The organism is Sulfuricurvum sp., from assembly GCF_041651515.1.
In the GTDB taxonomy this organism is placed as follows: domain Bacteria; phylum Campylobacterota; class Campylobacteria; order Campylobacterales; family Sulfurimonadaceae; genus Sulfuricurvum.
This window is the reverse complement of record NZ_JBAZJF010000003.1, coordinates 84,004-106,138: the sequence shown is the minus strand read 5'-3', so window position 1 is coordinate 106,138 and position 22,135 is coordinate 84,004. Positions and strand designations below refer to the sequence as shown.

The window sequence follows — 22,135 nt, the reverse complement described above, 5'->3', positions numbered from 1 at the left end:
ACAATTTATTTTAAGTGGATCAATATGAATTTAGTCTCCAAAAATGCCCCCGTCGAAGAGTCAATCGAGCGAATGCAAGCGATATTGAGCGAGATGGGATGCGCTCTGACGTTCTCGCAGGAGAAACATCCGCTGGAACATTGCTATTCCGTCAATTTGGCTTCGGTGGAAGCGCCGAAGCATATTTATTCCAACGGCAAGGGGACAATCTCTGAAGCTTCGATGGCAAGTGCGCTGGGCGAATACATTGAACGGTTGCAGACGAATAATTTTTTTATTGATTTTCATCTTCCGGAGCGTAAATACTATCCTGATGAGGTGGCATTTGAGGTAGGAGAATCGTATCTGAATGACGAATTGAGTGCGGTATATGATCCTAATGGGATGCTGAGCGATGAAGATTTGATCGACTTTAACAGTGACTATACGGATAAAATAGTTGCCTTACCGTTTGTGAAACGTTCCAGCGGTGAGAAGGTTTATATTCCTCTTAATATTTTGAGCAATCTCTATGTCAGTAACGGTTTGGCAACGGGTAATACCCCTTTTGAAGCGCAGGTACAGGGATTGAGTGAGATTTTCGAACGGTATGCCAAAATTGAGATCATTAAAAACGGCTATGCTCTTCCTAGCTACCCCGATGAAGTTGTCCGAAGCTTTGATAAATTGTATCATGATGTTACGGCTCTTCGCGAAGCGGGATATATTATCGAGGTGCTTGATGCCTCTTTGGGGGGTAAATATCCGGTTACTGCTATATCGCTCATTAATCCGAACAATGCGACCCTCTTCGTCTCATTCGGTGCCCATCCTATCTTGGAAGTGTCACTGGAGCGTACGATGACGGAACTGATGCAGGGGCGCGGATTGGATAATCTTGATGCGTTTGAAATACCGACGTTTGATATGAGCGTGGTCTCAGACAGCTTTAATCTGGAATCGCATTTTATCGATTCTAACGGCAAGCTGGGATTTGGATTTTTGAGCAGTAAAAAAAGCTTTCCTTTTACCTCATGGAGTTATACCGGTGAGGGGAGTGAGGATGAGTATGCGTATTTATACGCTATCGTCCGCTCTATGAATAAAGAGCTTTATGTGCGTGAATATGATTATTTGGGCTTTTACTCGTGCCAAATGATTGTTCCCGGAGTTTCGGAAGTCTATCCGATCGAAGATTTGACCTACAACAATAAAAACAGCGGAAAGTGGATTCGGGAAATGGTACTCCATTTCGATGAATTTGATCCCGAAGAGATTTTGGATCTCATCGATTCTCTCGAAGATACCCTGAATATGGAAAAATACATCGGTGTGATTTTTGAAAAGAATTTTACCATGGGTGAATTCAAAGCGCAAATTCATTTACTGGCCGATAATATGGACGAAGCACTAGCCTTACTCGAGTTCGGTACGAATAAGATGGGACATATCGTCGCTGAGCTTATCCGTATGCGAGAGCTTGAGCTGGAATGGACAGAGTATGAAGAGGCATTGTGTAATATCTATACGCAAGAAAAAGTGGAGCAGGCATTGTCGATTTTAGGGGGAGAAACATTCATAATTGATGTGACGTTACATCAAGATTATCACAATATGCTTGGGATGTATGATCGGTTGGAGGAGAAGAAAAACGTATTAGCATAGCTATTTTTGCTTGCTGATAGTCTCTTCTAGCTTGCTAATGCTGTCGATTTTTGCTTCGATTAAGTGAATGACGGTAACGGTAATCGTGATATCTATTTTTTGAAAATATTCGGATTTACTTAGACTTTCCGCCGAAAGATCGAGGTATTCAGGACTCAGTATAACAAAGGTATCTCCAAAAATACGATAAATATGATGGTGGTTGAAACGGTTTTTGAGGAGAGCTCCAAATTTTTCGAGGAGTATGTCTCCGCTGTGCCATCCGTTTTGACGATTTAGATTCATAAGATTTTCCAGTGAAATTACCGTTGCAAATCGAAACTCCCGCGTGTGCTGATTTATAGTTAGAATTGATTCGAGTGCCCAGTGGTTATTTAATCCTGTAAGTTGGTCTTTCAAATAGTAGGCAAACCGTTCCTCTTCAATTGCCGTTTTTGGGAATTGATCAGAAGCATCAATGGTAATTTGTTTCAGTACAGTGATTGCTGCATCCGCTACTTCGGGGTCAAACTGTGATCCTTTGAGTAATTCAATCTCTTTGAGTGCTTCATCAACGCTTTTACGTGGTTTGTATATCCGATCCGTGGTCATGGCATCAAAGGCGTCTGCCACGATCATTATGCGTGATAGAGGGGGAATAGCCTCTGCAGCAAGTCCATCCGGATACCCTGTCCCGTCATAGCGTTCATGGTGGTGACGCATAATCTCAGCGAGTTCTTTATACATATCGACTTTGGATAGAAGTTCATATCCGGCTATCAAGTGGTAGTTGATCAACTCTTTTTCTACCGGGGTAAGCTGCCCCGGTTTGAGTAAAATAGAATCGGGGATTGCAATTTTTCCGACATCGTGTAGCACAGATGCCTCTTTGATCTTTTGGACAATGGATTCATCATGATACAGAGCTCTTGCAATAATCTCACAATAATGGGAAACACGCTGTGAATGCCCCGCCGTGTAAGAGTCTCGTTTATCAATCAAATCAATGACTAAAGAAATCATACTTTGATAATTTTTGATTTTTTCAAGTTCTTTGTCGTATAACTGAAGTGCTTTATTTCGTATAATTCTAAATGCCGTGATAATGGCTGCTGATCCCAAAATCCACATCAAACTGAGCCAACCATACGTGTGGATCAAGGTCTGATACGTCATCGTTTCAAAGGCTTTGAGCGGGACGGAGATATCGATTCCACCGCGTATTTCTCCGATTTTGTTTTCGGATGGATTATGGCATTTCAAACAGCTCTTATCCGTGTACATAGGGATCATCATTCGTACATAGCTACCATCCTTGGTGTATTGCACGTCATCATAGTCGGTTTTGTCCGGATGGTTATGTAGATAGCGTAGGGCTTTTGATTCCCATTCGGTAGCTTTGTTATGTGGATTTAGAGGTTTGAGCGAAGTTATGCGCGTTTTTTCCCCGTATAATGTTCCATAATTTTCCATCATTTGCCGTAGGATATACGATGAATTCATCAAGGTAAGATGTTGACCCAAAGGGGTTTGGATATCCCGCTCCGGAATATGGGAGAGATAAGGGCTGGGGGGGGTGATCGCATTGATAGGGACATAAACACCACCGTGTGAAATGGTCCAGCTTCGAGTTGCAAGATCTTTGTTAAGAGCTGTTCTGGCAGTATTTTTTGCGAGGGTAATAATTTGCCGAGACTGATCACTCCAATAGAAGACGGCAGCCATGGCGACCAAAAAAGTCCAAATACTCAATGCTATAAAAAGCGATCGACGATACGAAATAATGGCAGCTTGCTTTTCCACCACCGATCCTCCTATTTATAGATAGTAATGTTATAGCACTTCAATTCTTTTAAGAGGATAAATGGCGAATATATACGGTTTTATTCACTCTCTTTTGGAGGTGTTAACGATTTGACATTGATCCGGCGTGGCGGACGTTTTGGTTCGCCTGTCGGTTTTGAAGTTCCTGAAGAGGGCTTTTTAGCGGCATCATACGGTTTTTTATCCCCATACGACTTCTTATCCCCGAAAGGCTTTTTAGCATCGTAGGGTTTTTTCTCTCCATAGGGTTTCTTGTCACCGAAAGCTGGTTTGTCCCCAAATGGTTTTTTACCTTCATACGGTTTTTTCTCACCGTTGTCAAAAGATTTTTTTCCTTCGTAAGGTTTCTTTTCATACGGCTTTTTATCCCCAAAAGAGGGCTTGTCTCCGTAAGGCTTTTTTTCATACGGTTTTTTACTATCGTAGGGTTTTCGCTCTCCGGAGAAAGGAGTTTTTTCCCCCTCAGTACGAGGTTTATCGGAATCTTTTTTATCGCCGAAAAATTTTGGCTTGCTTACATAGGGAGTTCGTGCCGCTTTTTCCGCATCGGTGCGAGGTTTACCATCGATGTAGTGATTGCGCTCGCGGGTTTTATTTTCAAAAATAGGCTTGCCGTTTTCATCTTTTCCTACAAAACGGGGTTTGGAATCTTTTTTCTCAAAGCCCCCCGATTTTGAATCGGAGAAGGGTTTTCTAGGGGGACGGGAATCTCCTCTCTCTTCACGTTTGAAGTCGGGACGATCACCGCGCGCTTTGTCGTCGCGTTTTGGTGCTCTTGGACGATCTTTTGAGCCTGACTCAGCTTTGGCTTCGCGCTCTGCTCGTCGTGCTGAGGCTTCTTCTTTGCTTTTTTGCTCTACTGCGATACCGAAATCCGGTTCAAATCCGCTGATAGCCTCTTGGGTGATAGTGCGCCCAAGAAGAGTTTCAATAGCGTAGAGAAATTTTTGGTCTTCGGCACCTAAGAGAATCAGGGCGTATTCGCGAGCCCGTGCGAATCGGGACATATAAACGATCGCTTTATCAGGGAGATCATAGCTGATAAGGATGTCGCAAGTGAGTTCACCCATTTGTGCCAGAAGCTCATCGGAAGTGAGGGTAATGTTTTTATCTTCCGGTACAGAAATAGTGGTTGGATCATTTGCCGTAACAATAAGAATCGATTTTCCGGCATATTCATTGATCAAATGAGTTAAAAGGGCATTTTTACGTGCACTATTACACGGATGGATTCGGTGGTTTTGGCGTTTAAGCGCGGGGGTTGCTGATGGCATAGGTAGTCCTTTGATTAATGACATTATACCCTAGGAGACCTATATATTAATTGCGTTGAAAATACTCCCCGTCTGTGGCGAAGAGTTTAAGGATTTTATTGTATTCGGCGTAGGCTTGTTTATAAAGATGCTGCGTGTGGTTGTTACTCTCAAACAGCTCAGTAGCACTCATACCGCTTTCCAGTGCATTTTTGAGGAGTTTGGTACGGCGCAGATAGGTAAAAGCAAGGTTGGGAAAATGTTCATGTATTTTTTCTCGGATCATGGCGGCATCATTGGAATTATCGATCATGTTTGCAAAGACAAGGATCGTTTTTTCTCGGAAAGCCTTAATAAAAATCAAGCTTTTCATAATGGAGTTCAAGTCGTTGGTTGTGGGGAGGAGAATAATATCCGATTGTCTGAGAATTTCATCGGCATGGGGATTTTCAAAACCTCCGAAGTCGTATACCGTATCGGGATAGAGGGGGATTTTATTCGGGTAATAACGGGCATTTTTGTATTTGGTCAGGACAACCGACATATCATTGGTTGCGTAGCGGTAACCCAGATCTTTTGCCAGTGAAAATGCTAAAGAAGTCTTGCCCACTCCCCCTTTTGTTGATGCGATAGAGATGATTGCCATGAGTACCTTCGGTAATTTTTTTCGTATCGTAGCATAAAGAGGATGTTATACTCAAAAAAAATGGCAATTAGCGATATGCCCTAATCCCCAGTAATTCATCAAGACGGAGAAAGCTATAGCCCATTTCCGTGAGTTTCTCGATAATTTCAGGGAGTGCTTCGACGCTCGAATTATTGGCTCGGCCGCTGTGCATCAGAATAATATCTCCGTTGCGGACATGGGTAATGACGTTTTCAATAATCGCATTTTTATCTTGCAATGCCCAGTCGAGAGAATCAAGCGACCAGAGGATTGCAGTGAATCCCTGTGCATTGATCGTATCTACCGTTTTTTGATTGATCGATCCGTAGGGGGGACGCATAAGAAGGGGATAGTGTCCGGTGAGAGTGTTGATGCGCTCGCTGGTGGTATTGAGCTCATAAGCGACCTCTTCTGAGGAAAGGGCACTCAATCGCGGATGGGTAAAGCTATGGTTCAATACAAGATGCCCCTCATTTGAAGCCCGTGTAACCGCGGTAGCGTTGAGATCTTCCATCGCTTGTCCGATCATGAAAAAGCCCGCTTGGACTTGATAGTGTTTGAGGATATCGAGCACTTTGTCGGTGTTGTTTTCATCCGGGGAATCATCAAACGTTAACGCGACTCTTTTAGCATCGGCTTTTCCGTTGACACGGACATTGGTGTAATTGCCCTCTTGGATAGGGGTGATGGTATCGTGCCGCCAAATATCCAAAAAAGTAGTGAGATTGGCATCCAGTTGGGGAGAAGAACCTCGAATATCGTAAATACCGTTTGTATCGGCAAAAAGGGTAAGGTTAAAGAGAAAAAAGAGAAAGAAAAAGAGTCTGTTCATACGGTTCATTTCGATAAAAATTGGTGGAATTATAGCGTTAAAATTCGTACACGGCCCCCGCTCCCCAAAATACTTGACGGGGTGAGTGGATATCTACAAAACTATCTACCTCTTGATACACCAGTAAGATCACATCGGGACTGATCTGGTAGTTTATTTGGAAGAGTCTGTCCCACTCGCTTCCTTTTGTATACGCATGTTTATCGGTATAGAGTATTTGTTCGGTTGAGAAAGAGAATTGATCCGGAAGATCGAGATCGATGTGCAAATCATAAATCATATTGGCTTCGCCACTGCCGTCAGGCCGTGATCCGTATCGGTTATTGGAAATTACTTTTTCAATATCAATGAGCCAATTCAGTTGAGAATCCATAAGAGTCGTACTGTCATTATATCTCCCCCCAATACCGGTGTATGAACGGATCATGGAGTGATTGGTGGGGGAATCATGCTCATATTCGATATACAGATCGATCACATCGTTGCGGTATCCGATAGTGAAGTCTTTATCAATTTCACTTAGAGCACTAAGGGAATTGGGGGAATCTTTGTCGGTCAAACAAGCAATATCAGTTTCCATAAAAAAAGTTTCACGTTGGAACTCGGCATCCAAATCATAACGGTTATACGCAGTTCCGCTAAGGTCGGGTCGAGCATTTAAGCTGCCGGGATTATTGAAAAAGTTGGTGATACTGCCATCTACACTGAGTGTTTCAAAGGTGTCGTTATCGTCAAATTCGGGGATATGGATCGTATGTTTGATTTTTGCAAACACCAATGTCGGGATTAGAGTTAATAGGAGTAAAAGTAGAAGTTTTTGCATGAATTTAATCTAGGGTCTTTTTATAGAATTTTACCGCAAAAAACATCATCACAAGGGTAATGATCATGAGCGGCCAAATATTCGGCCATAAGGTCGGCAGATCATTCCCTTTGAGAACCACTCCTCGAATGAGACGGTTGAAATAGGTGAGAGGGAGCAGTTCTCCAATATGTTGTGCCCATGAGGGCATTCCGGAGAAGGGGAACATAAAGCCTGATAGCATGATGCTGGGTAGAAAATAAAAGATCGTGAGCTGTAACGCCTGCAACATATTTTGTGCCAACGAAGAGATGGTGATGCCGATGGTGAGATTTACCGTGATAAAGAGTAGCGCAACTCCGTAGGCAAGGATAATCGAACCGTTAAAGGGGACATGAAAGACAAAGTATGATGCACATAGTATCAGAGTCGCTTGTAGAAGTCCTATAAAGACATAAGGGATGATCTTACCGGTCATGATTTCCAGCGGTTTTGCCGGGGTTGCAAGGAGATTTTCCATTGTTCCGCGTTCGCGTTCACGGGTTATGGCAAGTGCCGTCATCATGGTAAGCGTCATGGTCATGAGGGTTCCCATAAGTCCCGGGATGATGTTGTACTGATTGATACCGTTTGGATTGTAAAGGCGATGTACACGTATATCAAACGGCTTTGTTTGATAAGAAAGGGCTGAGAGTGCACCGTTTAAATCTTTTTTAGCGATTTGTGCCGCTATCCCCTCCATCGATAACAATGCGGTGGAAACCGTAACCGGATCGGTCGCATCGGCTTCGAGCAGCAGGGGCGGTTTTTCACCTCGCAGAAGCTTTTTAGTAAAATCAACGGGGATCGTAAGGATAAAGAGTATATCCCCTCGTTTTAATGCTTCTTGAGCTTCGCTCGGTGTTGTAAAGCGGGTATCTATAGCATAGTATTGTGATGTTTGCATGGTCGATATCAATGTGCGGGTAAACTCGCTTTCATCGTAGGAAACAACAGCGGTAGGGAGATGTTTTGGATCGGTATTGATAGCGAAGCCGAAAAGTGCCAACTGGATAATAGGGATGAGTACCATCATTGCAAACGTAATGCGGTCGCGTTTGAGCTGTAAGAATTCTTTGATGATAATTCCCCACCACCGTGAGAAGCTGAAAGCACTAGACATTCTCGTCTCCAAAATTATCTTTGGAGTTTTTCATCAGATAAATAAAAACATCTTCGAGGGAAGTTGGGATAGCGGTGTATCTATGCCCTTCTAATATCGTTTCGATTGCCTGAGGATTTTTTCCGCTGACATGAAGCGTTGAGCCGAAAATGACCGTTTGTTCGATTGCATCGTTTTGGGCAAGAAATTTGGAAATATTCATCAGGTTTTCACCTCTGACCTCGTAGGTGTATAGCCCCTGCGTTTGAATAATACTCTTTGCGCTTCCTTGCGCGAGGAGATTTCCATAGGCGATGTAGGCGAGTTTATGACACCGTTCTGCCTCGTCCATGTAGTGGGTACTTATGAGCACCGAAACCCCGGATGCCGCCAGCTCATGCAACTCTTCCCAAAAATCTCTTCGGGCACTGGGATCTACCCCTGCAGTCGGTTCATCCAGAAGGAGCAGTCTTGGGTGGCGAAGCATACATGCCGCGAGGGCAAGACGCTGTTTCCATCCCCCGGAAAGTGAGCGTGCCAACTGAGACGATCGTGAGGTGAGACCGAGCGTCTCTAGGGCTTCGTCAACAACGTGTTTGCGATTGGCAAGTTCATAGACCCGTGCGACAAAATCGAGATTTTCTCGGATACTCAAATCTTCCCAATAGGAAAATTTTTGGGTCATATATCCCACTTCGCGTTTGATGGCATCGCTTTGGGTCGCTATGTCATACCCCAAGCAATGACCGGTTCCGCTGTCTGGGGTCAACAATCCGCACAACATCCGAATGGCGGTTGTTTTTCCACTGCCGTTGGGTCCTAAAAATCCGACAATTTCTCCACGTGATACTTGTAACGAGAGATCTTTGACGACGTGTTTGTCACCGAAATACTTGTTCAAGCCTTGAACATCGATCGCATACTTATAGGGGTTCAAGGGAGATTTCCACAGGTTGACCCGGATGCAGCAGGGGTGCATATTTCAGATCGGGATAGGCTTCGATCATATAGATGAGTTTATCTTTGGTTTCATTGCTGTAAATGATGGGGGGAGTATATTCTGCTTCTGTTGAGATATAGGTGACACGCGCAGGGAGTTTTTTTCCATCGGAGCGAGAGTCGATAGTGATGTTTTGACCGATTGAGAGCTGCTCCGCAATTTTTTGGGGTACAAAAAATCGGATTTTAATGTTTTCAGGGGGGAGCAACCGTACGATGATCCCTCCCGCATTTACCCACTCCCCTTCTCGGTAGAGGGTATCAAAGACCAGTGCACTGCCCCGGGATTTAAGACTCTTTTCGTTGAGCTTCCATTGTGCTTGTGAGAGCGCGGATTGCAATTGTTTGATTCGAGCTTCTTGAGCTTTAAGCTGGTCGCTTCGTTTGGCAAGTTTGGCAACGTTCAACGAATCTCGGAGTTCTTCGACTTTGGCAGAGGTGCTTTTTTCCAAAGCGTTTGAGTCGTCAAATTGTGATTTTGAGAGGGCATTGGCACGGTACAGCAATTGATTCCGTTCAAATTGCAATGCTGCATTTTCAGCATTGGCGAGTGCTTGTGACAACTGGGCTTTGATGACACTCAGCTCTTGGGGACGAACCCCTTTTTGATAATCCTTCAGAGTAGCTTGGGCAACAGAGAGTTCAGATGAGGCTTGCTTGAGGGCTAACACTTCGCTCTCACATTCCAACGCGAAGAGATTGGAGTTTTTGGTGACATGATCTCCCCGTCGGACAAAAAGTTTATCCAGTTTACCGCTTTGGGAGGAAGAGATATTGACGAACTCCCCCTCTGCGTAGCCTTGATAGGTTTGCGGTGATTTTTCGGTGCACCCTACGAACAGAGTTGAGAGTGCGATCAAAGAGATAAAAAAAAGAGAATATTTCATAAAAAAGATTATAGCGCTTTTACTTTTTGTAAATACGTATATTGACCAACGGTTAACCGTTCAAGCTCATAATATGGTGTTAAGAGAATGTCGCAAGACAAATAAATCAAAGGGGCAACAATGGAAGCAATACAACAAGAGTTTGAATCTCGTAAGTCTGAAATCCTGCAAGGATTGAAACTTCTCTTTAAAGCAAATATGACGATTACCGATTGGGATATTCCTGAAGTCAATGATCGTGAAGCGGCTAAGATTTTGATTGCTATTATGCAAGAAGGATTGGATGAGATCAAAGCTGATATTGCGGCGGGAAAGTTTGATTATTATTAATCAGATACTTATATTCCCTAAATGTCCTGCCACGTACCCGCTGGCAAATGACCATTGTAAATTGTAACCTCCGCAAGGGCCGTCTAGATTCATTACTTCACCGCAGAAATAGAGCCCTTTGCGTATTTTGCTCTCCATCGTTTCAGGACGTATCTCTTTGAGCGAAATCCCGCCTCGGGTAATCATTGCCATTTTAAAACCGTCATGACCGATAACATTCAGCGGTGTCCATGCGAGGAGTTTGATGAGGTGATCACGCTGGATGCCGGGTAGCTTGTTAAACCCCATATCGGGATCAGCTTGGGCGAGGGTACATAGTGCGCGTGCAACCGATTCGGGAAGAAGGGTCATCATATGGGTTAATACAGATTGCTCCGGATTTTTGTATATCTCATCTTTGATGTGTGCGCGTATTTGCTCTTCATTCAGCCCTTTGGTCATGTTGATCAGCAGCGGTACCGAGCCGTATTTTTCGATCAAAGGGGTAATTTCACGAGCGACATCGAGGACGACGGGACCGCGTATACCGTTAGATGTAAAGATCAAATCTCCCTGCGCTCGGATATTTTTTGCTTTGCTTAGATCAATACGGATTTCCACCTTGGGTAAGGTGTCGGCGCGGCACTGTTCTACCCAGCTCTCTTTGACCCTTAGCGGCATCATGGCGGGGTAAAGTTCAGTGACTTTGTGCCCTACAGCTGCGGCAAGGGTAAAACCATCCCCCTCCGCCCCGAGTTGGGGATATCCTAAACCTCCGGTAGCAATTATGATATTCGGTGCACGGTAAATATCCTTAGACGTCTTAAGTCCGCTTATCTGTATACCATCATGCTCCAAGCTCTCGACGCGTGAAGAACAGATTAATGTGATACCCAGTCGTGCTATCTCCTCTTCGAGAGCAGCGATGATACTTACCGAGCTGTGGGATACCGGAAAAACACGATACCCATCGGGGGCATGGCTCTCAACTCCTATCTCAGCAAAAAAAGCAATCAACGCATGATGGTCGAAGGCATTCAGTGCAGGAGTCATAAACTTCCCCTCACGCCCAAATCGCGCCATGAAATCCTCATTAGAGAGGGTATTGGTAAGATTGCAGCGGCCACCCCCCGTAGCTTTGAGTTTAGCGCCTATTTTGGAGAGTTTTTCTAAGAGGAGGACTTTTTTACCGTGTCGTGCAGCTGTAATAGCCGCTATAAGGCCAGCCGCACCGGCACCGACAACAATCAGATCATAAGTGGTAAAAGGGTTTTGGGAATTTTGCATGCGCGATTATAGCGGTGCAGTGATCGAAAATCAAAGCGGGAAGGAAATTATCCATAAATGGCTATGGACTGAAACATTCCGAAGGTTCCCATTATGAGGTAGACAATCATCCCCTCTGTAATACCGACAAAAGTAGCAAATACGAGTTCGCGCCAAACCAAATTTTCCATATGCTCTCCCTTCTGAAAGCTATACAGGGCCAGTCTATATAAAAATAAACGAAAGGGAATAATAATAGTGTGAATAGGCTAATAATAATATTTGAAAACTAAATTAAATATCGGTGATTCTAACAAATGTCAGATATTGTTCCCCTTCTAAAATATTGAGGGATACCCCGTATCGTTGTGCAATGTGCTTTCGTTGCCCTTCGGTCAGTTCACTGAGGTGGATTTTGTAGTAATGGTGACCGCTATCGGAGGTCACTTGCATATGTAAAGAGTAAATCTCTTCGGGTGAGGGGTCATAGTGGATATATTTTTGCACAACATCTCCCAATAAGAATAGGGTGGTTGCCCCCAAATAGGAGCATTAGAACGAAGAAGATTACCCTCTGCTCGTTACTTCGAGTAAGTGGTAGCCGAATTGGGTTTTGATCGGACCGTATAATACACCGACATCACCGTTGAATACGGCACTGTCAAACTCTTTTACCATTTGACCCGGGCTGAATTTCCCCAAATCTCCCCCTTTGCGGCCGGATGGGCATTGTGAGTGATCGGCCGCTACTTCTGCGAAAGAGGCACCGTTTTCGATTTCTTGCTTCAGAGTGTTACACTCTGCTTCGGTCTTTACTAATATATGTCGTGCGGTTGCCCATGCCATGAGAATCCTTTTTTGATTGATATGTTTGGAATTTTACTAAAATTATCAGTATTTTTTGTTCGTATTGACGAGAAGATCTTTTTCATTCAGATCCTCCATCAATGTTTTAAGATTTTTGAGCGAGTAGAGCTTTAAGAAATCGCTTTTTTCTTTTTTGAACTCGCTTGAAAATCCGCTCTTCGAGAAAATGACATAGATGTCCGGATTGAGTTTCGCGTGGAGGCATTTCTCGTGAAGTTTGGTGAGTTCAGATTTATTGGCTTTGGCTTTGGAATATTTGCACGTTCCTGCGATAACTTTGCCCGATTTGGTTTGTCCCAGTATCTCTATCTCACCGTTTTTATCCCAGTAGGAACCGATTTTAGCCACCCAGTCCTCTTTGATGCTTTGTTTAACGAGGGCGATGACGAGCCCCTCGTACACGGTATCGAAAAACGTCTGTTTGGTATTCTCCCACTTCTCTTTCATCTCGGTGAAATCACCCTCTTTGATCCCTTTGTAATACGGTGAGACCGAGGAGAACCAAAAACGGAAGAATGGGGCACTAAAGACAAGTCGATCGGAGACCTCTTCGCTCTCATCGGCGGGCTCTTCTTGCGATTTCTCACGAATCAGCAATCCGAATTTGATCAAAAATGCGGCCGATTCTTCCCCCTCTTTCCGGGATAAGGCAGCACGTCTAAAGGCTGAATGCTCCCGTCGATCTCCGAGGGAAAGTGCCGTGAGGAGGGAATGATGTGCTTTGTTGCTTTGGGTAATCTTGGTTAAGTCGCCATGGATGTATCGGTAATTTGCCAATATTTTTTCTTCGATCAGCTCTTCGAGCGACTTGGTCATATCGACGCTCCATCCCATCCCTCCGAACACGGCAAAATACTCAATAGCGCGTTCGATATCCGTGGCTTCATTTTGAAAACAAAAGGAGCGAAATTGTTGTAAGAGGGTAGGGTGTTTGGACATAGATGAGAAGCCTTGGATTATTTTTCACCATTATAACCAAATGGGCAATAAGAATGTGGGCAAGAGCCGCATTCTCTTTACAGTTTTTCTGCCCCTTTTTGGGTCAAAACCAAGGTAACTCCGTCTTCTTTTACTTCGATTATCCCATCGCTTTTCAACTCTTCCATCGCAATACTAAAGGGACGATCTTGCTTGGAATCGATTTTTTTCAAAACAGCATTGATGACATCTTGCTTGGTCATGATATGGCCTGCAACCGCACGGCTGCTTATAAACCAGTTCATGAACATCGTTTTGATCTCATTTTTCTGTGTGGTTTCGAGAGACTCTTTTTTCGGGGGAGCTTTGCGTTGAAAATTGGGGGAGGGCTTTGAATAGGCTTTTTTAGGTTCTGATTTTCGATTGGTGTATGAAGGTTTGATAGGGTATCCTTGGTATCCGTTTAATAACCGTATTGTAATGATTTTTGCTAAAAATAGGGATACTTGCTAAAATAGTGATCTTTTTAACTGACTAATGAATCGTAATATGCAAGGAATGAAATGAAAGAATTGAGTGTAATTGATTTAAAGCTCGCATTTGAGCAAGATTTAAAAATGGCGCTCTACACCCTTGATAGATACAATATTGAGGCAAATTTGGCTTTAGTAGCGTGTGCGGATTACGATATTGATAAAGCACATCTGATTGAAAGCGTAAGACACAGCGATATCGCAAAAAAAATCAATGACCACTACATAGCGGTTTTATTTACGTTTGTGGATCATAATGGTGCCCGATGCGCCTTGGAAAAATTGCTTAATCGTTATGAGCAATATCATTTAAAAGGGAGTTTGATAATCTTGAAAAAAGGTGAAACCATAGAATCGGCTTGTGAACGGTTGTTACAAGCCAATCATTTCATCCATCAAGACCCTCACAATAAAATATTTTATGAATTCGACCATGCACTTGCTCAATAGAAAACGTATATTACAATTAACACCGCTGGAATTTTTAGAACGCTATAATCGATGATAGAATAGAGCAATAGGATAGGGAGGGTGGTAGAGAATGAACGCTATAACCTTTTATATTGTATTTCTTGTAGCTGCGCAAGTCGTGACAATGCTTCATATGCTCTATTTACGGAGAAACCATAGTACGATATTAGCATGGTTTATGGTCATACTCTTATTCCCTTTTCCTGCCTTTATCCTCTATTTTATTTTTGGTAATCGAAAGATACGACAAAAGAGCAAAAAAAAAGCGCTGATCCTTCATGGACAATATCAAACACAAAGTGCCCTTAATCCGATAGAGACGTTATTGGAAAGCCACTCCATTTCTCCTGTAACGATGCATAATGACATTCAACTCTGCTTTGAGGGGATGGAGGCTTACACCCTATTGATGCGCGAGATTTTGAATGCGAAAGAATCGATTTGGATAAGCACATTTATTTTCAGAAACGATTCTACCACCAAAATAATTTTGGAAGCACTCACTCGAAAAGCGTCACAGGGGGTTGATATCAAACTTTTAATCGATGCTGCGGGGTCCTATCTGCTATACCTATGGCAACGTCCGCTTCAGGCATTGAGAAATGCGGGGGGGAAAGCGGTATTTTTTATGCCGATTTTACGAGATCCGTTTAAAAACTATATCAACCTTCGCAATCACCGAAAAATTTATCTTTTTGACGGACATATCGTTTTAGCCGGCGGAATGAACATCGCGGAGGAGTATTTAGGTCCGAATCCGATGAAGAAACGGTGGATTGATATGATGTTTCGTATGGAAGGGGAAGCCGTTTTTTCGTATGTAGAGATTTTTGCCGCCGATTTTGAGTATGCAACGGAAAAAAAGATACTCATAAAAAAAAGGCTGACGCAGGGTGTTGAACAAAATGCCGTGCAGGTGGTTCCCTCGGGTCCGGATATGGCCAATGATGCTCTGTATGAAACGCTTCTGAGTGCTATCCATTCCGCTGTACAAAAGATATGGATTGTCAGCCCCTATTTTGTACCCGATGAGACGATTTTAAAAGCCCTTATGATTGCCAAACACAAAGGGATTGATGTGAAACTCATCGCACCGCGTACCTCAAATTGGATATCGGATTTAGGACGAAGCAGTTATATGCGTGAAGCCGAAGCAAGTGGAATCGAAATTTTCCTTTATAATGGCAATATGCTCCATACAAAAGCCATTTTATTTGATGATTATGCCGTTATGCTGGGATCGGTTAATATTGACAACCGGAGTTTATTTCTCAACTACGAAGTGGTCAGTTTTGTCTACTCGGAACGGGTCATTGTGCGTATGGAAGAGTGGATGGAGAATCTTTTGACACACTCGACAAAAGGGATAAAAAAGGGGTCTGTTAAACGGGTGATTCTGGAAAATTTCATGCGAATATTTTCGCCTCAATTGTAACGATGGGTAGCGCATGTTAACACCTGGCACAATGATTCACAGCACATCAGAACCCTACCGATATGAAACGCTCCCTCATGAGTTTGGACTTTTATGCTGGAATATCCACAAACAAAATCTCATGCTCCCTTTTAAACGCTATTTCGAGGAACTGCTTGAACGGTATACGATTGATCTCGTAGCATTACAAGAGGTTAAAATTAATTCTAACCGTACGGCTTCCTTTGAACGGTTTCATTTTGCCTTTGCCCCAAACATTAAATTTTTTGATCATGTCTACGGGGTATTAAACGGCTCACGCATTCGTGAGAAAGAGACCTTTTCCCTTCTCTCCACTCATCGCGAAAGCATGCTACAAACCCATAAAAGTGCAATCTTTTCGTATTATCCCCTCTACGACGGAGAGATACTTTTGCTGGTTAATCTCCATGCGATAAACTTCAGTACAACCCGGGTGTATCACAAAGAGATCGAAACCCTATTTGAAAAAATACGCCATCACCAAGGGGCGATGATTGTAACGGGGGATTTTAACAGCTGGAACAGAAAGCGAATGAATGTTGTTCTGAAATTGGCAGGAGCTTTGGATCTTCAAACGATTAAGATGGATCAAGCCCATTTGATTAAATCATTTATGAAATACAAACTGGATCATATTTTTTACCGAGGACTGCATTTAAAAGCGCATACGGTGATCGATAGTAAGCATTTTTCAGATCACAACGCATTGTACGCGCGTTTTGCATCCTTGTCGTCTATTGCCTAAAGGGAAATACCACACACACCTATGCAACAGTGTTGTTGTAACGGGCAAATTTTCTGCGCATCATCTGAAAATGGAGCAAGGAGACTGCTCCCAAAGCCGCTATTAAAATAATAAATCGGGAAGAATCCAAGCCGGCCGTTTTGGCTCCAAGGGCAATGCCAAAAAGAAGAAGTAAAAAGAAGGTTGTGAATCGGGAATAAAGTTTGGTTGTTTTCATCTCTACAGCTCACTTTTAAAATAGAAAAGCCATATCGGTTAGAAAATGATTTTATTTAGCGGGACGAAGGGTGATTATCGCAATTTGAGTGCTGTCGGTTACTTTAAACGGGTATGATTCCAGTTAAACTTGTAACATATAGGTGCAAAAGATGAAGATAGTAGTGTATTTTGTAATAGTTGTCGCAATCGCGATACAGTTTATTAGACCGGATTTTAACAATCCCGCAGTGGATGAGAAGGTTACGCTAAACGCCGATCCGCACGTTATGAGTACCTTGAAAACCTCATGTTATGACTGCCATTCCAGCGAAACAAAATACCCTTGGTATCAGAATGTTGCACCTGTCTCATGGATCATGTCGGATCATATTGTACGAGGGCGCAAGGCACTCGATTTTTCAAATTGGGCAAATATCGACCCTAAAGTTAAATTAGAACGATTAGAGCGTGCAAAACAAATGATCACTAATGAGATGATGCCAAAGCACGAATATCTTTGGATACATAAAAATGCCGTTTTAAACAAGGACGATAAACAAACGCTGGAACAATTTTTTGATGAGCAGATCAAAGAGTTGGGCGGTACACTTAATAACGTGGAAAAAGTGAAGATTTAATCACTTTGACCCGAATGTGCACTCAAGTATTTCCTCCCCTTTCTATTATTCCGTTTTTGCTTTGACGGAGGTTGCCCCTTCGTTTACTTCCCCTTTAGTCCAAGTGGTTGCACTCGAAGTATCTTCTTTCATCCCTTTCCAAGTAGCCGAGCATCCTGTGCAGAGCAGTAATGCGGTTGCGATAAGTAGTGTACGTTTCATGGTGACCCCTTTTTACGAATAAGTTAAAACAATTGTATCATTTAAAATAACACTTAATGTTAATTATTGTAACTAGAAGTGGCAAGTAAGAATTTGGTAGTTTATTGGGCGGTAAATTTCTGTCTCGTAACACTTCCCCAGTACGGATCATCATAGGAGTCTTCGGTATAAGCCGCTTCATTAAAATGTTCTATCGTTTTACGCCAAAACGCGGTGGCGTATTCGGCTCCCTGAATCTGTTTAATCTCCCAATCTCCGGGGTAACTTTTCCAGATGGCGTGGGCAAACTCCATTCCGATACCGTTTTTGCGAAAATAGGGTACAACGTAAAATTCACACACCTCGTAGGCTTGAGCCTCTTTGCACCGGATCGCAGCGATTCCGGCAGGGGTATCGTCGATGATGAGTAAAAAGCCCAGAGTATCGTCTCCTAGATGGGTATCGAGTTCGAACAGACCCGAAGCATTCGGTTTCTTTCCCGTGATAGGTGAGAATTCGGCTTCGTAGCATTGGACGAGGTTGTGATAGATAGGGGAATTGGTTTCGGTAACAGGGGTAATTTGCATGGGTCGTCGCCCTTTTGAATAATCGACGAATTCTGAAATATCTTCGCCGTTGTCAAATGCTTCATCAAATTCTTTAGCTGTTTTCATGCCGATTGCGGTGTTTTATCCAAAAGACGCATAAGTGTTCGTAGCGCTTCATTAACTGACTTGGAATCAGGAAATACTTTGGTCACGTCTTCATCGATTTTGACGATATTTACACCCTCATGGTACGCTTTTGCGTATTTGCCTCGAATGCCTTTGCTGAAATCGTATTCGTCCAGCATTTCAGGTTGTTTTTTCATTACTGTTCCTCATAAAATTTTTGTTCGTTTTTACAGATGACCCGTCTTGACTAAAATGACCGTCTCTTCTTCAACGTACGGGTAATGGTGGCTGAGGTGCGGGCTTCGAATCCAGCACCCTTTAGGGTATTTTCCGTGCTCATCCATAAACACTCCGCGCAGCACCAATATCTCTTCTCCTCCCCAATGCTTATGAGGGAGGAAGCGTTCGTTTTTGGGCCATTTGACGAGTGCGGTCTGATCGTGCAGCGGAATCACCTGCAGATTTCCCTGTCCGCTCAGCCAAGCGGTTGTAGGGGTGTGGATCATCACTGAGCTATCTGTGTCAAAATAGTTGGTTTTGCGAAAGACGATGCACCCCTGCGTCGTTCTGACCGATGATTCGTCTTCGGCGCTGAGTCGCAGATAGCTTCCTTGTGGGAACTCACCGAATTCGTTGATATAGCTCCCCTCCAGAACCAGCAATTCGACACTGTTAATTTTGGAGGACGGGCTTAACACCGTATTTGCTTTTAGCTCGATGAGGGCGGTCTCGGCATTGTCTCGGGAGGAGAGGAGTTTTTTGAAGACCCCTGCTTGATCTGTCGGTTCCCAGGAGAGTGTATCGGTATCGATTAATACGCGTTGATCGTAATCGCTGTTCATACTGGACCTATATGTATTTAGTTGAAGTTGTGTGGAGATTATAGCGTTTATGGTGTTATCTCTTTAGCAAGTCTAATCATACTTTTCTTTTTCATAAGAAAAGTACCAAAAGAAAATCGCCTTGCGACAAATCGCTGGCGGTACGTTTCGCCCTACGGCGAACGACCTTGCTCTGCGTAATGTCGCAAGACATAAAACTATTTGATGGAATGAGTTTCGCGTAATGCGAAAATAGTGGAAAATTTCCGTGATCCAAACCCTAGAGCCGTTCCGGAAGCAGTAGTGCCGAGAGGAACGAGCGTTCTTGGATCGCGGTATGCTCTTTTGGTATCTTTTCTCGCTAAAGAGAAAAGTACAGAGAAGGTTTGAAATGTGGGGTGAAGGAAGGGGACTAAAAAAGTAGCCTGTCCCCTTTTAGAAAGAAATAGAATCAAGTCGGAGTACTGTTTCTTTTTCCTCCCCAACCAGTAGCATCGAGATAAGTTTGAGATTGCATATTTGTAAAATCAATCATTTTTCCCAAAATTTCTAATGGATCTGTTCCTTTTGCTTTTTCTGTCTCATAGATAGAACGGCGTTGCACATCAATAACAGAAGCTTCTTTGTTAAACTTTGATATATAATTGTCGTCTACAATTTCTCCTGTACTGGATAATTTTCTAACGAATTCACCTTTACCATCACCAACGCCTCGTTGACCGCTAATGTCCCACATTATCATACTCGGTGATTTAGCCAGATCACTGGCAATTTTTTCTGCACTTGCTCGGTCAGAACTTGCTGCTCTCAACAAATTTTCCTGTGCAGGAGTTCTTTGCTGAGTAAAAACAGCATTATTTGCTGCCGCTGCAAGTGCCTTGGCTTCATCTGAAATAGTTACATTATCGAGATGGCCTGTTGTAGGCTTTGGAGAATCCAATTGTTCAGGTACAGGTTTATATGGTGTGTTATATGCATACGTAATATTGTTCAGAGCATTAATATCCATGAACTACTCTCCATTGTTAATATAATTATGGATTTATAAGCAAAAAATATACCAAGTATGAATATTTTGTGATCAGTGATAGAGAATGTATTCCCGATTTACCCACAAGGGGCATGTGAAGTCGGGAATGACGGAGATGTTATAGAGCCTTAGCCATAATACGGTTAAGACGTGCAATAAACCCAGCCGTATCTGCTAAGGTCTCACCCTCATAGAGTTTCGCTTGGTCAAGGAGAACGTGCGCCGCATCGTCGATGAGGTTCATATCTGCGCTATCAGAGAGCTTTTTGATCAACTCATGATTCGGGTTGATTTGTAGGATCGGTTTCGGAGCCGGAAAATCCCCGCCCATTTGCCCGAACTGTTTCATCATCTGCGCCATCATGTACCCTTGGTCTTCTTTATCGACTTTCAGACAGACGGCAGAGTCGGTGAGATCAAAGGTCGTTTCGACTTTTGATACGTTCTCGCCAAGAGCGTTTTGGAGCTGACCTACGAATGATTCCATCCCTTTGGCTTTCTCTTCGTGCTCTTTTTTCTCCTCTTCGGACTCTTCGAGGACGGCATCGACGACGTTTACGAATTTATACTCGTTGTACTCGCTTACCATCGGGAATACGATCGTGTCGATCTCTTCGTTCAATACTAAAACATCGATCCCTTTGGCTTTGAAACGCTCTAGGCTCGGAGAGTTTTTGAGCATTTGGAGAGACATTTTCGCAGAGATGTAATAGATCTCTTTTTTCTCTGCATCGACACCCTCTACGAATTTGCTGAACATGACCGGCTCGGCAGAGTTGAGGGTGTTGAGTTTGAGAAGCTCTAAGATTTTTTCACGGTTGCCCATGTCGCTGTAGAGTCCCTCTTTGAGGACGTTGCCGAACTCTTTGTAGAACGCGTCGTATTTCTCTGTGTCGTTTTCAGCTACTTTTGCGAGTTCGCTGAGGACTTTTTTGACCGATGCGTTTTTGATTTTCGCCATAACGCGGTTGCTTTGTAGGATTTCACGGCTGACGTTCAAAGGAAGGTCGGCTGAGTCGATCACCCCGCGAAGGAAACGCATATAGGTCGGCATAAGCTCTTTTTCATCGTCGGTGATAAAGACACGGTTGATGTAGAGTTTGATACCGCTTTGGTAATCAACGCGGTACAAGTCCATAGGTGCTTTGGCTGGGACGTAGAAGAGGGTGGTGTACTCTAGCGTACCCTCAGCCTTGTTGTGCATCCATAGTAACGGTTCGCTTGAATCGTGGGCGATGCTGGAGTAGAAATCTTTGTACTCTTCGTCGGTGATATCGCTTTTGCTGATCGTCCACAATGCGTTGGCTTTGTTGATCTGTTTGTTAACCGTTTCGTTGTGACCTTTTTCTTCGCCTTCAGCCGGTGCTACCCACTCCTCTTTGTCCATGAAAATCGGGAAAGGGATGTGGTTGGAGTATTTTTTGATGATGCTCTCGATACGGTGCGTCTCCAAAAACTCGCTCTCATCGTCTTTTAGGTGCATGATGATGCTGGTACCGTGACTGTCGCGCTCTGATGGCTCTAAGTCATACTCAGACCCTGCCATAGAAGACCATTTATAGGCTTGCTCCTCTCCGGCTTTGCGGGAGATAACTTCGACTTTGTCGGCTACCATGAACGCTGCGTAGAAACCGACACCGAACTGACCGATAAGGTTGGAATCTTTTTTCTGATCGCCGCTTAGTTTTTCCAAGAATGCTTTGGTTCCTGATTTTGCGATGGTTCCGAGGTTTTCAACCAAGTCCGCTTCGTTCATCCCGATACCGCTGTCGCTGATTGTGAGGGTTTTTGCCTCTTTGTCGATCACGATGTCGATACGAGGGGCAAAGTTTACCCCTTTGTAGGCGTCGTCGGTGAGGACGAGCATGTTAAGTTTATCAAGGGCGTCGGAGCTGTTGGAAACGAGCTCACGGACGAAAATCTCTTTGTTGGAGTACAAAGAGTGAATCATGAGATGCAAGATTTGTGAGACTTCAGTCTGGAACTGATGTTTTGCCATGT

The 22,135-nt window shown here is 43.6% G+C and carries 27 protein-coding genes; 6 read left to right on the top strand and 21 right to left on the bottom strand.

What is annotated here, in order from left to right:
• The first annotated feature begins 24 nt into the window (after window positions 1–24).
• Window positions 25–1,644 carry a YcaO-like family protein gene (locus WC407_RS06050; protein WP_373021703.1) on the top strand — a complete coding sequence of 540 codons (1,620 nt, stop codon included), beginning with the start codon at window positions 25–27 and terminating at the stop codon, window positions 1,642–1,644.
• Here WC407_RS06050 and WC407_RS06045 read toward each other — a convergent pair whose 3' ends face one another.
• From WC407_RS06045 to WC407_RS06010, 8 genes are all read right to left on the bottom strand, one after another.
• Window positions 1,645–3,426 carry an HD domain-containing phosphohydrolase gene (locus tag WC407_RS06045; RefSeq protein WP_373021702.1) on the bottom strand — a complete coding sequence of 594 codons (1,782 nt, stop codon included), beginning with the start codon at window positions 3,424–3,426 and terminating at the stop codon, window positions 1,645–1,647. It lies immediately after the preceding gene.
• Between the two features lie 80 nt (window positions 3,427–3,506).
• Window positions 3,507–4,721: a hypothetical protein gene (locus WC407_RS06040; RefSeq protein WP_373021701.1), complete on the bottom strand. Its 1,215-nt coding sequence runs from the start codon at window positions 4,719–4,721 to the stop codon at window positions 3,507–3,509.
• A 46-nt stretch (window positions 4,722–4,767) separates the two neighbouring features.
• Entirely contained in the window at window positions 4,768–5,346 is a 579-nt protein-coding gene (locus tag WC407_RS06035; protein ID WP_373021699.1) for a hypothetical protein, read from the bottom strand.
• A 67-nt stretch (window positions 5,347–5,413) separates the two neighbouring features.
• Window positions 5,414–6,199, bottom strand: coding sequence for a polysaccharide deacetylase family protein (locus WC407_RS06030; protein WP_373021698.1), 786 nt, complete (start codon window positions 6,197–6,199; stop codon window positions 5,414–5,416).
• A gap of 37 nt (window positions 6,200–6,236) precedes the next feature.
• The gene (locus tag WC407_RS06025; RefSeq protein WP_373021697.1) at window positions 6,237–7,022 is read right to left on the bottom strand and encodes a hypothetical protein; all 786 of its coding nucleotides are present in this window, start codon (window positions 7,020–7,022) and stop codon (window positions 6,237–6,239) included.
• A gap of 4 nt (window positions 7,023–7,026) precedes the next feature.
• Window positions 7,027–8,163: an ABC transporter permease gene (locus WC407_RS06020; RefSeq protein WP_373021696.1), complete on the bottom strand. Its 1,137-nt coding sequence runs from the start codon at window positions 8,161–8,163 to the stop codon at window positions 7,027–7,029.
• Window positions 8,156–9,079: an ABC transporter ATP-binding protein gene (locus WC407_RS06015; protein ID WP_373021695.1), complete on the bottom strand. Its 924-nt coding sequence runs from the start codon at window positions 9,077–9,079 to the stop codon at window positions 8,156–8,158. Before WC407_RS06015 ends, WC407_RS06020 begins: the two co-directional genes overlap by 8 nt.
• On the bottom strand, window positions 9,066–10,028 hold the full coding sequence (locus tag WC407_RS06010; RefSeq protein ID WP_373021694.1) for an HlyD family secretion protein: 963 nt from the start codon (window positions 10,026–10,028) through the stop codon (window positions 9,066–9,068). The genes WC407_RS06015 and WC407_RS06010 overlap by 14 nt, the downstream gene beginning before the upstream one ends.
• 120 nt (window positions 10,029–10,148) lie before the next feature.
• Between WC407_RS06010 and WC407_RS06005 the strand changes: the two genes are divergently transcribed.
• On the top strand, window positions 10,149–10,358 hold the full coding sequence (locus WC407_RS06005; protein ID WP_373021693.1) for a hypothetical protein: 210 nt from the start codon (window positions 10,149–10,151) through the stop codon (window positions 10,356–10,358).
• Here WC407_RS06005 and WC407_RS06000 read toward each other — a convergent pair whose 3' ends face one another.
• The 6 genes from WC407_RS06000 to WC407_RS05975 all read right to left on the bottom strand — a co-directional run bounded on the left by WC407_RS06000 (window position 10,359) and on the right by WC407_RS05975 (window position 13,693).
• Window positions 10,359–11,624, bottom strand: coding sequence for an NAD(P)/FAD-dependent oxidoreductase (locus WC407_RS06000; protein ID WP_373021692.1), 1,266 nt, complete (start codon window positions 11,622–11,624; stop codon window positions 10,359–10,361).
• Between the two features lie 47 nt (window positions 11,625–11,671).
• Window positions 11,672–11,794 carry a hypothetical protein gene (locus tag WC407_RS05995; protein WP_373021691.1) on the bottom strand — a complete coding sequence of 41 codons (123 nt, stop codon included), beginning with the start codon at window positions 11,792–11,794 and terminating at the stop codon, window positions 11,672–11,674.
• A 103-nt stretch (window positions 11,795–11,897) separates the two neighbouring features.
• Entirely contained in the window at window positions 11,898–12,110 is a 213-nt protein-coding gene (locus WC407_RS05990) for a hypothetical protein (RefSeq protein WP_373021690.1), read from the bottom strand.
• Window positions 12,111–12,170: 60 nt separating this feature from the next.
• A complete protein-coding gene (locus tag WC407_RS05985; RefSeq protein ID WP_373021689.1) occupies window positions 12,171–12,449 on the bottom strand; it encodes a peptidylprolyl isomerase in 279 nt (92 codons plus the stop codon).
• Window positions 12,450–12,494: 45 nt separating this feature from the next.
• Window positions 12,495–13,409: a DUF234 domain-containing protein gene (locus tag WC407_RS05980; protein ID WP_373021688.1), complete on the bottom strand. Its 915-nt coding sequence runs from the start codon at window positions 13,407–13,409 to the stop codon at window positions 12,495–12,497.
• A gap of 77 nt (window positions 13,410–13,486) precedes the next feature.
• Complete coding sequence (locus WC407_RS05975) at window positions 13,487–13,693, bottom strand: hypothetical protein (RefSeq protein WP_373021687.1); 207 nt, start codon at window positions 13,691–13,693, stop codon at window positions 13,487–13,489.
• Window positions 13,694–13,951: 258 nt separating this feature from the next.
• Between WC407_RS05975 and WC407_RS05970 the strand changes: the two genes are divergently transcribed.
• The 3 genes from WC407_RS05970 (at window position 13,952) to WC407_RS05960 (ending at window position 16,593) form a co-directional block, all read left to right on the top strand.
• A complete protein-coding gene (locus tag WC407_RS05970; RefSeq protein ID WP_373021686.1) occupies window positions 13,952–14,371 on the top strand; it encodes a hypothetical protein in 420 nt (139 codons plus the stop codon).
• 91 nt (window positions 14,372–14,462) lie between these two features.
• Window positions 14,463–15,827: a phospholipase D-like domain-containing protein gene (locus WC407_RS05965; protein ID WP_373021685.1), complete on the top strand. Its 1,365-nt coding sequence runs from the start codon at window positions 14,463–14,465 to the stop codon at window positions 15,825–15,827.
• A gap of 13 nt (window positions 15,828–15,840) precedes the next feature.
• Window positions 15,841–16,593 (top strand): endonuclease/exonuclease/phosphatase family protein, encoded by a 753-nt coding sequence (locus tag WC407_RS05960; protein ID WP_373021684.1) that lies wholly within the window; start codon window positions 15,841–15,843, stop codon window positions 16,591–16,593.
• A gap of 19 nt (window positions 16,594–16,612) precedes the next feature.
• On the opposite strand, the gene WC407_RS05955 is transcribed toward WC407_RS05960, so the two are convergent.
• A complete protein-coding gene (locus WC407_RS05955; protein ID WP_373021683.1) occupies window positions 16,613–16,810 on the bottom strand; it encodes a hypothetical protein in 198 nt (65 codons plus the stop codon).
• Window positions 16,811–16,961: 151 nt separating this feature from the next.
• On the opposite strand from WC407_RS05955, the gene WC407_RS05950 reads away from it, so the two are divergent.
• On the top strand, window positions 16,962–17,429 hold the full coding sequence (locus tag WC407_RS05950; RefSeq protein ID WP_373021682.1) for a heme-binding domain-containing protein: 468 nt from the start codon (window positions 16,962–16,964) through the stop codon (window positions 17,427–17,429).
• A 45-nt stretch (window positions 17,430–17,474) separates the two neighbouring features.
• On the opposite strand, the gene WC407_RS05945 is transcribed toward WC407_RS05950, so the two are convergent.
• From WC407_RS05945 to htpG, 6 genes are all read right to left on the bottom strand, one after another.
• On the bottom strand, window positions 17,475–17,630 hold the full coding sequence (locus tag WC407_RS05945; RefSeq protein ID WP_373021681.1) for a hypothetical protein: 156 nt from the start codon (window positions 17,628–17,630) through the stop codon (window positions 17,475–17,477).
• A 101-nt stretch (window positions 17,631–17,731) separates the two neighbouring features.
• The gene (locus tag WC407_RS05940; RefSeq protein WP_373021680.1) at window positions 17,732–18,283 is read right to left on the bottom strand and encodes a GNAT family N-acetyltransferase; all 552 of its coding nucleotides are present in this window, start codon (window positions 18,281–18,283) and stop codon (window positions 17,732–17,734) included.
• Window positions 18,280–18,480: a hypothetical protein gene (locus WC407_RS05935; RefSeq protein ID WP_373021678.1), complete on the bottom strand. Its 201-nt coding sequence runs from the start codon at window positions 18,478–18,480 to the stop codon at window positions 18,280–18,282. The genes WC407_RS05940 and WC407_RS05935 overlap by 4 nt, the downstream gene beginning before the upstream one ends.
• Window positions 18,481–18,510: 30 nt before the next feature.
• Window positions 18,511–19,125 carry a cupin domain-containing protein gene (locus tag WC407_RS05930; protein ID WP_373021677.1) on the bottom strand — a complete coding sequence of 205 codons (615 nt, stop codon included), beginning with the start codon at window positions 19,123–19,125 and terminating at the stop codon, window positions 18,511–18,513.
• Between the two features lie 430 nt (window positions 19,126–19,555).
• A complete protein-coding gene (locus WC407_RS05925; protein ID WP_373021676.1) occupies window positions 19,556–20,113 on the bottom strand; it encodes a hypothetical protein in 558 nt (185 codons plus the stop codon).
• A gap of 139 nt (window positions 20,114–20,252) precedes the next feature.
• Complete coding sequence (gene htpG / locus WC407_RS05920) at window positions 20,253–22,133, bottom strand: molecular chaperone HtpG (RefSeq protein WP_373021675.1); 1,881 nt, start codon at window positions 22,131–22,133, stop codon at window positions 20,253–20,255.
• Between the last annotated feature and the right edge of the window lie 2 nt (window positions 22,134–22,135).

Bases quoted from the DNA above. Each gene is read 5' to 3' on its own strand.
- WC407_RS06025 (WP_373021697.1), bottom strand. From the start codon at position 7,022: ATGCAAAAACTTCTACTTTTACTCCTATTAACTCTAATCCCGACATTG.
- WC407_RS06050 (WP_373021703.1), top strand. From the start codon at position 25: ATGAATTTAGTCTCCAAAAATGCCCCCGTCGAAGAGTCAATCGAGCGA.
- WC407_RS06000 (WP_373021692.1), bottom strand. From the start codon at position 11,624: ATGCAAAATTCCCAAAACCCTTTTACCACTTATGATCTGATTGTTGTC.
- WC407_RS05970 (WP_373021686.1), top strand. From the start codon at position 13,952: ATGAAAGAATTGAGTGTAATTGATTTAAAGCTCGCATTTGAGCAAGAT.
- WC407_RS05955 (WP_373021683.1), bottom strand. From the start codon at position 16,810: ATGAAAACAACCAAACTTTATTCCCGATTCACAACCTTCTTTTTACTT.
- WC407_RS05925 (WP_373021676.1), bottom strand. From the start codon at position 20,113: ATGGATATTAATGCTCTGAACAATATTACGTATGCATATAACACACCA.
- WC407_RS05965 (WP_373021685.1), top strand. From the start codon at position 14,463: ATGAACGCTATAACCTTTTATATTGTATTTCTTGTAGCTGCGCAAGTC.
- WC407_RS06040 (WP_373021701.1), bottom strand. From the start codon at position 4,721: ATGCCATCAGCAACCCCCGCGCTTAAACGCCAAAACCACCGAATCCAT.
- WC407_RS05985 (WP_373021689.1), bottom strand. From the start codon at position 12,449: ATGGCATGGGCAACCGCACGACATATATTAGTAAAGACCGAAGCAGAG.
- WC407_RS05940 (WP_373021680.1), bottom strand. From the start codon at position 18,283: ATGAAAACAGCTAAAGAATTTGATGAAGCATTTGACAACGGCGAAGAT.
- WC407_RS05980 (WP_373021688.1), bottom strand. From the start codon at position 13,409: ATGTCCAAACACCCTACCCTCTTACAACAATTTCGCTCCTTTTGTTTT.
- WC407_RS05945 (WP_373021681.1), bottom strand. From the start codon at position 17,630: ATGAAACGTACACTACTTATCGCAACCGCATTACTGCTCTGCACAGGA.
- WC407_RS06010 (WP_373021694.1), bottom strand. From the start codon at position 10,028: ATGAAATATTCTCTTTTTTTTATCTCTTTGATCGCACTCTCAACTCTG.
- htpG (WP_373021675.1), bottom strand. From the start codon at position 22,133: ATGGCAAAACATCAGTTCCAGACTGAAGTCTCACAAATCTTGCATCTC.
- WC407_RS05930 (WP_373021677.1), bottom strand. From the start codon at position 19,125: ATGAACAGCGATTACGATCAACGCGTATTAATCGATACCGATACACTC.
- WC407_RS06035 (WP_373021699.1), bottom strand. From the start codon at position 5,346: ATGGCAATCATCTCTATCGCATCAACAAAAGGGGGAGTGGGCAAGACT.
- WC407_RS06030 (WP_373021698.1), bottom strand. From the start codon at position 6,199: ATGAACAGACTCTTTTTCTTTCTCTTTTTTCTCTTTAACCTTACCCTT.
- WC407_RS05960 (WP_373021684.1), top strand. From the start codon at position 15,841: ATGTTAACACCTGGCACAATGATTCACAGCACATCAGAACCCTACCGA.
- WC407_RS05950 (WP_373021682.1), top strand. From the start codon at position 16,962: ATGAAGATAGTAGTGTATTTTGTAATAGTTGTCGCAATCGCGATACAG.
- WC407_RS06020 (WP_373021696.1), bottom strand. From the start codon at position 8,163: ATGTCTAGTGCTTTCAGCTTCTCACGGTGGTGGGGAATTATCATCAAA.
- WC407_RS06005 (WP_373021693.1), top strand. From the start codon at position 10,149: ATGGAAGCAATACAACAAGAGTTTGAATCTCGTAAGTCTGAAATCCTG.
- WC407_RS05935 (WP_373021678.1), bottom strand. From the start codon at position 18,480: ATGAAAAAACAACCTGAAATGCTGGACGAATACGATTTCAGCAAAGGC.
- WC407_RS05975 (WP_373021687.1), bottom strand. From the start codon at position 13,693: ATGAACTGGTTTATAAGCAGCCGTGCGGTTGCAGGCCATATCATGACC.
- WC407_RS05995 (WP_373021691.1), bottom strand. From the start codon at position 11,794: ATGGAAAATTTGGTTTGGCGCGAACTCGTATTTGCTACTTTTGTCGGT.